Source organism: Pediococcus parvulus, assembly GCF_964063155.1.
In the GTDB taxonomy this organism is placed as follows: domain Bacteria; phylum Bacillota; class Bacilli; order Lactobacillales; family Lactobacillaceae; genus Pediococcus; species Pediococcus parvulus.
The window spans coordinates 1,529,891-1,543,144 of record NZ_OZ061292.1; the positions used below are offsets into that span (position 1 = coordinate 1,529,891).

Annotated in this window: 5 protein-coding genes and 9 tRNA genes; all 14 read right to left on the bottom strand. The window is 40.3% G+C overall.

Going from position 1 to position 13,254, the window contains the following annotated elements:
* Positions 1 to 4: 4 nt before the first annotated feature.
* A complete protein-coding gene (gene rpoC / locus AB3217_RS07725; RefSeq protein WP_367365926.1) occupies positions 5 to 3,646 on the bottom strand; it encodes a DNA-directed RNA polymerase subunit beta' in 3,642 nt (1,213 codons plus the stop codon).
* 42 nt (positions 3,647 to 3,688) lie between these two features.
* Positions 3,689 to 7,309, bottom strand: a complete 3,621-nt coding sequence (locus AB3217_RS07730; protein WP_367365927.1) for a DNA-directed RNA polymerase subunit beta — start codon at positions 7,307 to 7,309, stop codon at positions 3,689 to 3,691.
* A 254-nt stretch (positions 7,310 to 7,563) separates the two neighbouring features.
* Positions 7,564 to 10,047 carry an ATP-dependent Clp protease ATP-binding subunit gene (locus AB3217_RS07735; RefSeq protein WP_367365928.1) on the bottom strand — a complete coding sequence of 828 codons (2,484 nt, stop codon included), beginning with the start codon at positions 10,045 to 10,047 and terminating at the stop codon, positions 7,564 to 7,566.
* Between the two features lie 19 nt (positions 10,048 to 10,066).
* The gene (locus AB3217_RS07740) at positions 10,067 to 10,534 is read right to left on the bottom strand and encodes a CtsR family transcriptional regulator (protein WP_057782441.1); all 468 of its coding nucleotides are present in this window, start codon (positions 10,532 to 10,534) and stop codon (positions 10,067 to 10,069) included.
* Between the two features lie 264 nt (positions 10,535 to 10,798).
* Positions 10,799 to 10,872, bottom strand: a tRNA-Pro gene (locus tag AB3217_RS07745).
* 67 nt (positions 10,873 to 10,939) lie between these two features.
* Positions 10,940 to 11,013, bottom strand: a tRNA-Pro gene (locus tag AB3217_RS07750).
* A 131-nt stretch (positions 11,014 to 11,144) separates the two neighbouring features.
* Positions 11,145 to 11,218 (bottom strand) — tRNA-Arg (locus tag AB3217_RS07755).
* A gap of 12 nt (positions 11,219 to 11,230) precedes the next feature.
* Positions 11,231 to 11,316: transfer RNA gene (locus AB3217_RS07760), tRNA-Leu, on the bottom strand.
* Positions 11,317 to 11,348: 32 nt separating this feature from the next.
* Positions 11,349 to 11,420, bottom strand: a tRNA-Gly gene (locus AB3217_RS07765).
* A gap of 11 nt (positions 11,421 to 11,431) precedes the next feature.
* Positions 11,432 to 11,504 (bottom strand) — tRNA-Thr (locus tag AB3217_RS07770).
* Positions 11,505 to 11,531: 27 nt separating this feature from the next.
* Positions 11,532 to 11,613: transfer RNA gene (locus AB3217_RS07775), tRNA-Leu, on the bottom strand.
* Positions 11,614 to 11,631: 18 nt separating this feature from the next.
* Positions 11,632 to 11,704 (bottom strand) — tRNA-Lys (locus AB3217_RS07780).
* 3 nt (positions 11,705 to 11,707) lie between these two features.
* Positions 11,708 to 11,780, bottom strand: a tRNA-Val gene (locus tag AB3217_RS07785).
* 124 nt (positions 11,781 to 11,904) lie between these two features.
* On the bottom strand, positions 11,905 to 13,182 hold the full coding sequence (gene serS, locus AB3217_RS07790) for a serine--tRNA ligase (RefSeq protein WP_068805384.1): 1,278 nt from the start codon (positions 13,180 to 13,182) through the stop codon (positions 11,905 to 11,907).
* Positions 13,183 to 13,254 lie beyond the last annotated feature (72 nt).

Genomic DNA, 13,254 nt, shown 5'->3' on the forward strand with positions numbered 1-13,254 from the left:
AACACTATTTAGTTGTTTCTGTATCCATTTCTTTTTCGACATCACTGAGTGACTTAGGTTCGGCCACTTTTCCACCAACGGTCTTTGGAATGATCTTACGATAATCAGGCATTCCTGTTCCAGCAGGAATAATCTTACCAATAATAACATTTTCCTTCAAACCAACTAATGGATCATTCTTACCACGGATAGCAGCATCAGTTAATACTCGTGTTGTTTCCTGGAATGATGCAGCTGATAAGAAACTATTTGTTTCCAAAGCAGCCTTTGTAATTCCGAGAAGAACAGGACGAGCAGTTGCTGGAATATCACCGGCAATCAATGTCTTGTAGTTCGCATCTTTGAAATCGTTGATATCAAGCAAAGTACCAGGAAGGACATCTGTATCGCCAGGATCCATAACACGAATCTTACGAAGCATTTGACGAACCATGATTTCAATATGTTTATCCAAGATTTCTACACCTTGCATACGGTAAACACGTTGAATTTCACGTAACAGATAGTTTTCAGTTGAAAGAACATCACGAACCTTCAACAATTCCTTAGGATCAATTGAACCTTCATTCAAAGCTGACCCACGGTGAATAAAGTCACCTTCAGCAACCTTCATGCGTGCTGTAATTGGTAAAGTGTAAGTCCGTGTATCAGTTTCACCTTTGATCGTAACTTCTTTGCTACGTTCGGCAGGATTCTCTTCAACTGACTCAACTGTACCAGTAACTTCAGTAATTTCAGCACGACCTTTAGGATTACGCGCTTCAACAATTTCTTGAATACGAGGAAGTCCTTGGGTAATATCTTCGTTTCCGGCAACACCACCAGTATGGAAGTTACGCATAGTTAACTGAGTACCTGGTTCACCGATTGATTGAGCAGCAACAGTACCAACTGCTTCACCAACTTCAACCCGGTCACCAGTAGCCATGTTCCGTCCATAACACCGTTCACAAACACCATGACGAGTGTTGCAAGTAAATGCCGAACGAATGGTAACAGTCTTAATACCAGCATCAATGATTTGTTGAGCTTTTGGTTCATCGATCATTTCGTTCTTGCCAATAATCTTCTCGCCTGTTTCAGGATTATAAACTGATTTTTGAGTGTAACGACCTAAGACACGATCATACAGAGACTCAATCACTTCATTACCTTCAACAATTGCAGAGATCGTTAAGCCACGATCAGTTCCACAGTCTTTTTCACGAACAATAACATCCTGGGCAACATCAACCAAACGACGGGTTAAGTAACCTGAGTTGGCAGTCTTCAAGGCAGTATCAGTCATACCTTTACGAGCACCATGGGTTGAAATAAACATTTCCAAAACAGAAAGGCCTTCACGGAAGTTTGAAAGAATAGGCAATTCCATAATTTTACCATTAGGAGCAGCCATCAAACCACGCATACCAGCTAACTGAGTAAAGTTTGAAATGTTACCACGAGCACCAGAATCACTCATCATATAAATTGGATTTTGAGGATCAAAACTCACCATCAATTTTTGTTGAATATCATCTTTAGCATCGTTCCAAATTCCAACAACTCGTTCATAACGTTCGTCATCAGTAATTAAACCACGACGGAATTGTTTTGTAACGGTTGCGACTTGTTTGTGGGCAGCTGCTACAATTTCTGGTTTTTCTTTCAAATCAGTAATATCCGCAATTCCGACTGTTAATCCAGACTTAGTCGAAATATCATAGCCAAGATCCTTCATACGGTCCAAAAGTAAGGAAGTTTGGGTAACTTTATATTGCTTGTAAACTTGCGCAATAATATCACTCAAGAAACCTTTTTTGAATGGTGGGATTAAAGGCTGTTCTTTAATAAAGGCCTTAATGTCTTCACCAGGTGCCAAGAAATATTTATCCGGCGTACCATTGACTAAGTTTTCATCAGTAGGTTCGTTCAAATAAATTAAGCCCTTTGGTAAAATATCATTGAAAATCGCTTTTCCAGCAGTTGTCACTAAAATGCGATTGCGTTGTTCATCAGTGAATGGTTTCTTTGGCATTGAGCTAACTTGAAGCCCAATTCGTGTATGTTCAGAAACGTAGCCATTTTGCATAGCTAAACGAATTTCATCAAGATCTTTAAAGATCATGCCTTCGCCAACACTATTTTCACGTTCCATGGTCAACCAATAGTTACCAATAACCATATCCTGAGAAGGCGTTACCACAGGTTTACCATTAGCAGGAGCCAAAATATGATGAGCAGCAAGCATTAACAAACGTGCTTCGGCTTGAGCTTCATCTGATAAAGGCAAATGAATCGCCATTTGATCCCCATCAAAATCGGCATTGTAAGCTTCACAAACTAATGGATGCAAACGCATTGCTTTACCACTTACCAAAACAGGTTCGAAAGCCTGAATTCCAAGTCTATGCAAAGTAGGTGCACGGTTCAACAATACTGGATGTTCTTTAATAACATCTTCCAAAACATCATAAACATCATCATCTTTGCGGTCAATCTTGCGTTTAGCATTCTTAATGTTTGAAGCTAAGTTACGTGAAACCAATTCTTTCATGATGAATGGCTTGAATAATTCCAAAGCCATTGGGACAGGTAATCCCATTTGGTTCATCTTAAGTGATGGCCCAACATCAATAACGGAACGGCCAGAATAATCAACACGTTTACCAAGTAAGTTTTGACGGAAACGTCCTTGCTTACCTTTCAACATATGTGAAAGTGACTTCAATGGACGGTTACCAGGTCCAGCAACTGGACGGCCACGACGACCATTATCAATCAATGCATCAACGGCTTCTTGTAACATTCGTTTTTCATTTTGAACGATAATTCCAGGAGCATTCAAGTCTAATAAACGTTTCAAACGGTTGTTACGGTTGATTACTCGACGGTACAAATCATTCAAATCAGAAGTGGCAAAACGACCACCATCCAATTGAACCATTGGCCGTAAATCTGGTGGAATGACAGGAATTGCATCCATAATCATCCAGTCAGGCTCGTTACCAGATTGAATAAAGGCTTCAATAATGTCTAAACGACGAACGGCACGAGTCCGCTTTTGTCCAGAAGCATCCTTGAGTTCTTCTTTTAAAGTTTTAGCTTCTTTTTCAAGATCAACATCTTGAAGCAATTCTTTAATTGCCTCGCCACCAATCTTGGCATTGAAGGTATTACCATATTCTTCTAATTTTTCACGGTATTCACGCTCTGTTAATAATTGTTTCTTTTCGAGTGGTGTTTTACCTGGATCAATTACAACGTATGAAGCGAAATAGATGATTTCTTCAAGAGCACGAGGACTCATATCCAAAACTAAGCCCATTCGACTTGGGATACCCTTAAAGTACCAAATGTGAGTAACTGGAGCAGCTAATTCAATATGACCCATCCGTTCACGACGAACTTTTGACTTAGTAACTTCAACACCACAACGGTCACAGACAATTCCCTTATAACGAATTCGCTTGTATTTTCCACAGGCACATTCGTAATCTTTAGTTGGTCCGAAAATTCGTTCATCGAACAAGCCATCTTTTTCAGGCTTTAATGTTCGATAGTTAATCGTTTCTGGCTTTTTAACTTCACCATATGACCAACTTCTGATCTTGTCAGGGGATGCGAGCCCAATTTGCATGCTTTCAAACTTATTGACATCGATCAAAGGATCGACCTCCTTCTTGATTTGATTATTGACTAGTTAAACTTACTTTTTATTATTTTCTGTTTCAGCTTTTGTTTCACTTACAGAAGAAGCATCTTTGGCAGTTGCAGCTGTTTTAGCATCTGCTTTTGATTTATCTTTCTGTTCTTCAGCATACTTACTGAGTGCATCCACATTGACAACATCATCATCTTCGTCATCCATGTCACGCAACTCAATTTCATTCTTATCATTATCAAGAACTTTCATATCCAGACCAAGTGCTTGTAATTCCTTCACAAGAACACGGAAGGATTCAGGTACACCTGGACGTGGAATTGGATCACCTTTGACAATGGCTTCATAAGTCTTAACACGACCGACAACATCATCTGATTTGTAAGTCAAGATTTCTTGCAAAGTATATGCAGCACCATAAGCTTCAAGAGCCCAAACTTCCATTTCACCAAAACGCTGACCACCAAATTGGGCTTTACCACCTAATGGTTGTTGCGTAACTAATGAGTAAGGTCCGATTGAACGGGCATGAATCTTATCGTCAACCATGTGGGCTAACTTCATGTAATGCATAACTCCAACGGCAATCCGTTGTTCAAATGGTTCACCAGTCCGACCGTCATATAAAACGGTCTTGGCATCTGATTGCATCCCTGCTTCTTTAACCGCATCCCAGATATCTTTATCACGGGCACCATCAAAGACAGGTGTGGCAACATGGATTCCCAAGTTACGGGCAGCCATTCCTAAATGCAATTCCAAAACCTGACCAATATTCATACGTGAAGGCACACCCATTGGACTTAACATAATGTCAATTGGCGTACCATCTGGCATGTATGGCATATCTTCTTCAGGAATAACTACAGAAACAGTACCCTTGTTACCATGACGTCCGGCCATCTTATCGCCAACTTGTAACTTACGCTTTTGAGCGATATAAACCCGAACCATCATATTAACACCAGGTGAAAGCTCATCCCCATTTTCACGAGTAAAGATCTTTACATCCTGGATAATACCGCCGCCACCATGAGGAACCCGAAGTGAAGTATCACGAACTTCACGGGCCTTTTCACCAAAGATTGCGTGAAGTAGACGTTCCTCAGCTGATAACTCAGTCACTCCCTTAGGTGTAACCTTACCAACTAAGATATCGCCATCTTCAACTTCAGCACCGATTCGAACAATTCCGTCTTCATCAAGATCTTTAAGGGCATCTTCACCGACGTTAGGAATCTCACGAGTCATTTCCTCAGGTCCGAGCTTGGTATCACGAGCTTCTGATTCGTACTCTTCAATATGAATAGAAGTATAAACGTCATCACGAACTAATCGTTCATTAATAGCAATGGCATCTTCGAAGTTATAACCTTGCCATGTCATGAAGGCAACTAGTGGGTTTTGACCAAGTGCTAATTCTCCACCTTCCATAGAAGGACCATCAGCTAAAACTTCATCATTATCCACATGATCATTAACTTTCACGATTGGACGTTGGTTGTAGTTCTTACCGCCATTAGAACGACGGAATTTCATTAATTTATAGGTATCTAAAGCACCATCATCACGGCGCACCCGAATTTGACGGGCATCAACGTATTCAACAGTTCCGTCATGTTTACAGATCAACGCAACTCCAGAATCATGAGCAGCTTTATATTCAATACCAGTTCCGACCAATGGGGCATGAGGATCAAGCAAAGGAACAGCCTGACGCTGCATGTTAGCTCCCATTAAGGCACGGTTGGAATCATCATTTTCCAAGAAAGGAATACATGCTGTAGCAACCGCAACTACTTGTTTTGGTGAAACATCCATGTAATCGACATTGTTAATGCTAATTTCAATATTGTCACTTTCATGACGAGCCATAACTTCATCATCAACGAATGAACCATCATCATTTAATGGTGAGTTAGCCTGAGCAATAACAAATTGATCTTCTTCATCGGCAGTTAAATAATCAATCTTGTTGGTAACTTTATGAGTTGTCCAAGATACACGACGGTATGGTGTTTCAATAAAACCATACTTATTAATCTTGGCATAACTAGCCAAACTGTTAATCAAACCAATGTTAGGACCTTCAGGAGTTTCAATAGGACACATACGACCGTAATGGGTGTAATGCACATCACGAACTTCATATCCGGCACGATCACGAGTCAAACCACCAGGACCAAGGGCTGATAAACGACGCTTATGCGTTAATTCACCCAACGGGTTAGTTTGATCCATGAACTGTGACAACTGTGAAGAACCAAAGAACTCTTTGATTGAGGCCACTACAGGACGAATATTAATTAATTGTTGCGGTGTCACCGTAGAAGCATCCTGAATGGACATTCGTTCACGAACGACACGTTCCATTCGAGAAAGACCAATTCGGAATTGGTTCTGCAATAACTCACCAACCGAACGAATTCGACGATTACCCAAATGGTCAATATCATCAGTTGAACCGATTCCTTCTTGCAATAAGAAGAAATAGTTGATTGAAGCGATAATATCAGCTGGCGTAATGTGTTTCAGCTTAAGGTCAATATTGTCATTGCCAATCATCGTTAATTCACGTTCCGGATCGTTAGGGTTCACAATCTTAATTGATTGAACGGTCATTGGTGTTGTGACAACCGATTCATCAGATGGTGTATAAGTGATTGCTTTAAAGTCTTTTTTATCTAAATATGGTGCCAAGTCTTTCATAACATCTTTAGTGACAACCGTTCCCTTTTGCACAATAACTTCACCAGTATCTGGATCAGCTAAAGTTTCAGCCAGGGTCTGACCAACTAAACGAGTTTTCAAACTTAACTTCTTGTTAACCTTATAACGGCCAACAGGAGCCATATCATAACGCTTTGGATCAAAGAAACGCGCAGTTAAAAGACTACGTGAACTATCCGCAGTTTTAGGTTCACCTGGGCGAAGTCGTTCGTAAATATCTTTCAAGGACTCTTCAACACGAGAATCCTCAGAATTTTTATGAACATCTTTGTCCAAAGTATTATCTAAACTATCAGTTTGACCCAACATATCAACGATTTCTTCATCAGATCCGAACCCAAGAGCTCGAACTAATTCAGTCATCGGAATTTTACGAGTCCGGTCAATACGCACATATGCAATGTTCTTTGCATCTGTTTCATATTCCAACCAAGCTCCCCGATTAGGAATAACTGTTGTGCCCCAAATATCACGGCCGTTTTTGTCAGCTTCCTTAGTGTAATAAACACCAGGTGAACGAACTAACTGAGAAACGATAACCCGTTCTGCACCATTAATAATGAACGTACCTTGTTCTGTCATTAATGGAAAATCACCAAAGAAAACATCCTGAGATTTAATTTCGCCAGTTTCGTGATTTGTTAAACGCAAAGTGACATGTAAAGGTGCTGAGTAATTTGCTTCATGCTCACGTGCCTCATCCACTGTATACTTTGGTTCTAATAATTGATAATCCACGTATTCCAGTGAAAGATTTCCAGCAAAATCGTCGATTGGCATAATGTCATCGAACATGTCTTTCAATCCTTCATCAAGGAACCACTGGTATGAATTACTTTGAATCTCAATCAAGTTAGGAAGTTCCAGCACTTCTTTAATCCGCGCGTAACTTCTACGGGTTCGGTGCTTACCGTACTTTACCAAATGTCCTGCCAAGTTATTCACCTCTCTAAAATATTCCGCAAACGGCCTTCTACATTACAATTTGATTACATTTCACAAGTTGCACTGTTTTTTGGCAAAAAAAAACCAAAAATAGCTCTTAAAATTGATAGCTATTTTTGCTTTTTTATGAAAAGCGCCACGGACAATAGATCGCAACGCTCCATTTCATTCACAGTTACAAACAAAGTTAATAATACTCAATTTGTTATCATCTGTCAAACATTAAAACTGTAAATTTATTTAATTTAAGCTGTTGGCTGTTTTGAATCCGGCTTTGGATTTTTAACGGCCACCTGAATCTTACCATGACGAGCACCAACAGTGATATTATCACCAATTTTAGCCTGTCCTGACAACATTAATTCACTTAGTTTATCTTCAACTTTGGTTTGGAACGCACGGCGAATTGGTCGTGCCCCATATTCAGGATCGAAACCAGCTTCCGCCACCGCATCAATCGCCGCTGGTGTAATTTTGACTGTCATACCCTGATCTGCAACTCGTTTCAAAATCTGACGAGCCATCAATTTCACAATTTTATGAAGTTGTGGACGGGTCAAAGAGTGGAAGATAATGGTTTCGTCAATCCGGTTTAAGAATTCAGGTCGGAAGCTTTGTTTGAGCACTTCGCGAATCTTGGCCGACATTGCCGTATAATCCTGACTTGCATCCTTAGCACCAAAACCAACTGATTTTTCATCTCTAAGCGCTGTTGCACCTAGGTTAGAAGTCATGATTAAAATAGTGTTTCTAAAATCAACTTTTCGCCCTTTAGAGTCAGTCAGATAACCATCGTCCAAAACTTGTAACAAAATGTTAAACACATCCGGATGGGCCTTTTCAACTTCATCAAATAACACAACCGAATAAGGTTTTTGACGAACACGTTCCGTTAATTGGCCGCCTTCATCGTACCCAACATAACCGGGGGCAGACCCAATCAAACGACTAGTACTATAACGTTCCATGTATTCAGACATATCAATTCGAATCATGTTATCTTCAGAACCAAACATAGCTTCGGCCAACGCTTTGGCCAATTCAGTTTTCCCGACTCCAGTTGGGCCCAAGAACATAAACGAACCAATTGGACGACCTGGATCTTTCAAGCCACTTCGTGCACGTCGAATTGCTCTGGAAACTGCTGACACTGCTTCTTCTTGACCAATAACACGTTTATGCAGAATAGATTCAAGATTAACTAAACGTTCACTTTCAGTCTTTTGCAACTGGGTTAATGGCACACCTGTCCACTCAGAGACCACTTGTGCCACGTCCTCAGCAGTTTCTTGAAGTTGATATTTTGGCTTTGCATCATCAGCTGTAGCAGTAGCCTTAGCTTTTTCAATTTTGGCACGCAGCTTTTCTTCCTTAACCCGAATCTTTTGAGCTCCCTCAAAATTCTGGTCCTCAATAGCAGCTTCTTTGGCATCCGTTAACTCTTGTAATTTACTTTCAGAAGTTGATTTCTCAGTTTTGCCCATTTGGTCAATTCGTACTTTAGCAGCAGCTTCATCCATTAAATCAATGGCCTTATCTGGTAAAAAGCGGTCACTAATATAACGATCAGAAAGTTCGACCGCTTGTTTGATCGCATCATCAGTAATTTCAACATGATGGTGTTCCTCATATTTACCGCGTAAGCCTCGTAGAATCTGAACAGATTCTTCAGGGGTTGGTTCATCTACTTCAACTTTAGCAAAACGGCGTTCTAAGGCTGCATCAGTTTCGATATATTTTTGATATTCATTAAGCGTTGTGGCCCCAATTGTTTGGAGTTCACCGCGTGCTAAAGCAGGCTTCAAAATATTCGAAGCATCAATTGCACCTTCAGCACCACCAGCACCGATTAATGTGTGTAATTCATCAATAAACAAGACAATGTGTTTATCTTCATGAATTTCATCAATAACTTTTTTCAAACGGTCTTCAAATTCGCCACGATACTTGGTTCCGGCGACTAGCGATCCCATGTCAAGCATCATCAATCGCTTGTTAGCTAAGTCATCCGGCACATTACCATCAATCATACGTTGTGCAAGTCCCTCAGCAATTGCTGTTTTACCAACGCCGGGTTCACCGATTAAAACCGGATTGTTTTTAGTTCGGCGACTCAAAATCTGAATCACACGTTTAACTTCTTTTTCGCGGCCAATCACAGGATCAATTTGACCTTCTTGTGCCATTTGAGTCATGTCACGCGCAACTGAATCCAATGTTGACGTGCCTTTTGGCTTAGCTCCTCGACTATTTTGCGCTTGGTTTTGCCGTAGCTGTGCCGAAGCACTAACGCCTAACTTACGTAAAATAACTTTGCGAGTTTGGCTAAGATCCATGTCCAAACTAATTAAAATTCGTGAAGACAGAATATTTTCGTCACTTAATAAAGCAAGCAACAAATGTTCCGTTCCTATTTTTGCTGCACCTAACCGCTTGGCTTCATCCCCAGCAGCCGCTAAAACTTCTTTGGCTTTTGGTGAATATGGCAAATAATCGTTTGCACCCACATTTTTCAAAGTGCCATAACCAGTAAAACGTTCAATTTCTTCTACAATATCAGTTTCAGTTACTGAAAATTGTTGAAAAACTTTATAGGCAATACCATTCTTTTCGATTGCTAGGGCCAACAGTAAATGTTCTGTTCCAACTGCTTGGTGCTTAAAACGTTTAGCTTGTTCTTGTGAAATAGCCAGCACGTTTTTGGCACTTGGTGTAAATAAGTTATCCATGCTAACACCCTACTTTCTTTTAACTCTCATACCTTAAGTGATTTAAAATGCCGATTAAAATTCTTGCTCGCAACTGATCTTCCATATCCCGATCGTTAATCGCTAGTGTCTTCTTATCAATTGCTGCTAAAATCAGGTTTCCTTCTCGTTTGTTAATGACGTCGTCTTCATACAAACTTTTGACAATGGAAAGGGCATCACGTTGATTGATGGATTCACCAATCACTTGAATAAGTGTATCCAAAACATCCAAATCATCAAGTAATTTGACTTTTTCAATGCGAATATAGCCACCGCCACCCCGTTTACTTTCCACGACATAGCCATTTTGAATGGTGAAGCGGGTTTTAATAACGTAATTTATTTGAGACGGCACAACATCAAACAAATCAGCAATTTCCGAGCGTCGAATCTCAATTTCTTCCGAGTCCGCTAAAATCTGTTTTAAATATTTTTCAATGATATCGGAAATATTCTGACCTTGCATTTCGCACACCCCTTCTTGCATCTTTGACTAATGTTGACTTTCATTATACGAAACTCTTCATAAAAAGCAAAGTTTTTTGTACTGAGGCCGACACTTGATGATTAAAACTTAAAAATAGTGGTCATCAGGTGAACAATTTAGAGATATTCAATCATTTTTGAAATGGACCTTTTAATTTTTTGATTAAACTTTGTACTATTGTAATGTAGCATTTTATAAAAAGAGAAGCATCAAATCGGCTGATTTGATGCTTCTCTTCATAAATCGGGAAAACAGGATTTGAACCTGCGACCCCCACGTCCCGAACGTGGTGCTCTACCAAGCTGAGCTACTTCCCGTTATTGGTAAATAACTTTAAGTGGGTAATTCTCCGTAAATGCACTTTTCCACCGTCTAAGTGCGTAATCGGGAAGACAGGATTCGAACCTGCGACCCCCTGGTCCCAAACCAGGTGCTCTACCAAGCTGAGCTACTTCCCGTTTGTTCTTAAATCCACACATTGTTGCTAAAATACTCCTACACGTAAAATGCCAACTAGTAAACGAATTACAGTTGGCATTTTATGTTTTTTTCAGTCAATCTGTCAATAAACAGTTAATCCTGAAGGGGATGCACCCAGTAGGAGTCGAACCTACAACCTTCTGATTCGTAGTCAGACACTCTATCCAATTGCGCTATGGGTGCTTATTTTAAAAATGCCGAGGACCGGGATCGAACCGGTACGGTCATCACTGACCGCAGGATTTTAAGTCCTGTGCGTCTGCCAATTCCGCCACCCCGGCAAATATATGTGTGCTTGTAGTGAAAACTACAAAGCGGAAGACGAGATTCGAACTCGCGACCCCCACCATGGCAAGGTGATGTTCTACCACTGAACTACTTCCGCATAGTTGCTAATGCCGACTAGAGGATTCGAACCTCCGACCTCCTGTTTACAAAACAGATGCTCTGCCAACTGAGCTAAGTCGGCTAATTAATACAGAATATTAATTAGAAGTGCGGGCGAAGGGACTCGAACCCTTACATCTTTCGATACAAGAACCTAAATCTTGCGCGTCTGCCAATTCCGCCACGCCCGCAATGCTTATATTTGTAAATGAGCCGTGGCAGCCTCGAACTGCCGACCCTCTGATTAAAAGTCAGATGCTCTACCAACTGAGCTAACGGCTCAAATGGAGGATACAGGGCTCGAACCTGTGACCCTCTGCTTGTAAGGCAGACGCTCTCCCAACTGAGCTAATCCTCCATCAAACGACAACTACGTAATATTATCATTGACCCCTACCAATTGTCAATAAATTTTTGTAGTTGTCGTAAAATATCCACTATGAATTATATTTGATCCTTTCCTAGTATCACCCAGTTCACAGCTACTTTGTAATTTTTGTCACACCACCCATATAGGGTACTAAAACGTCGGGGATGGTAACTGATCCATCTTCGTTTTGATAATTTTCAAGAATAGCAGCCACTGTTCGCCCAACTGCTAATCCAGAACCATTCAAAGTGTGCACATATTGTAATTTGCCATTTTCATCTCGATAACGAATTTGAGCCCGACGAGCCTGAAAATCTGTACAATTTGAACAACTCGAAATCTCACGATACATGTTTTGAGCTGGAATCCAAACTTCCAAGTCATGCGTCATCGCAGCAGTAAAACTCATATCACTCGTTGTTAAGGTAATCACATGGTATGGCAATTTCAATAATTTCAGTAAACTTTCTGCCTGATTAGTCAACTTTTCAAGTTCGTTCCATGAATTTTCAGGTTTTGTAAACTTAACCATTTCCACCTTGTTGAATTGATGCATCCGAATCAACCCACGCGTATCACGGCCAGCACTCCCAGCTTCAGAACGAAATGCAGGTGATAAAGCTGTTTCATTAATTGGTAAATCATCCCCATCCAAAATTTCATTGCGATGGAAGTTAACCAATGGTACTTCGGCAGTTGGAATTAAAGTTAATTCACTATCTTGAATCTCATAGCCGGCATGATTTTCCTTAAACTTAGGGAATTGGCCTGTTCCATACATTGACTCATCATTCACCATGTAGGGCGTAATCATTTCCGTATAACCAGCTTTATCATTTTGATCTAAGAAAAAGTTATAAACCGCCCGTTCCAGCTTAGCACCCATGCCAATATAATAAACAAACCGACTGCCTGATACCTTGGCTGCTCTTTCAAAATCTAAAATGCCTAAATCTTCACCAATGTCCCAATGTGCTTTTGGTTTAAACGTGAATTTACGAGGTTTACCTACTTTGCGTAATTCCACACTGCCTTCTTCGGTCAAACTGATTGGGACATCTTGGTTAGGAATGTTTGGTAAATGAGCTGCCATATCCTGAACTTGTTCAGTCAATGTTTGCAATTGGGCATCAAGTTCCTTGATCTCGCCACTTACTTTGCGCATTTCAGTAATTTTGTCATTGGCATCTTCTTTTTGACGTTTCAATAACGAAATTTGGTCTGAAACCTCGTTACGCGTCTTTTTGAGTGTTTCACTTTCGACGATTAAGTCCCGACGTTTTTGATCCACGTCCAATAATTTATCAATTTCTTTTGGATCAATACCGCGTGTCCCTAAACGTTCTTTTACGAAATCTGTATTTGTGCGAATATTTTTTAAATCTAACATTTTCATGTCCTCCTTCAATTTTGTATACATAATAAAAAGACCTAATCATCCCATTAATTGGGACGAAAAGGT